This window comes from Pseudoalteromonas sp. SIMBA_162 (genome assembly GCF_046535955.1).
GTDB classification, from domain to species: Bacteria; Pseudomonadota; Gammaproteobacteria; order Enterobacterales; family Alteromonadaceae; genus Pseudoalteromonas; species Pseudoalteromonas marina.
This window is the reverse complement of the sequence record NZ_JAWJBQ010000203.1, coordinates 1-312: the sequence shown is the minus strand read 5'-3', so window position 1 is coordinate 312 and position 312 is coordinate 1. Positions and strand designations below refer to the sequence as shown.

Sequence of the window (312 nt, the reverse complement as noted above, 5' to 3'; positions counted from 1 at the left end):
GCCGGCTGCAGCGACAAGCCCCGTCGTGGACGAGGGAGAGCATGCCGGGCATGGCGGTGGGGGCAGCAAGTCTGGTGCCGAGCAGGCCTCCGGTGCCGCGGGCGTGCCGCTGAGCGCCGCCGCGATTGCCCATGCCGATATCGGCCTCGATCAGGCTGAGCGCATCTTCGCTCGCGAAGGCCTGGCGCCGGGCTATGCCATCAATCTGCCGGGCTCGCCGCAGGGCGTCTACACCGGCTCCATCTATCCGGATGCGCTGGAGCGCCAGCAGGTGGTGCATGTGGATCGCTATTCCGGCGATGTGCTGCTGGA

General features: G+C 69.2%; 1 protein-coding gene. It reads left to right on the top strand.

What is annotated here, in order from left to right; translation table 11 throughout:
* Positions 1 to 25: 25 nt before the first annotated feature.
* Positions 26 to 312: hypothetical protein (locus R0J88_RS19370; protein ID WP_410900782.1), on the top strand; the 287-nt coding region annotated here is incomplete at its 3' end.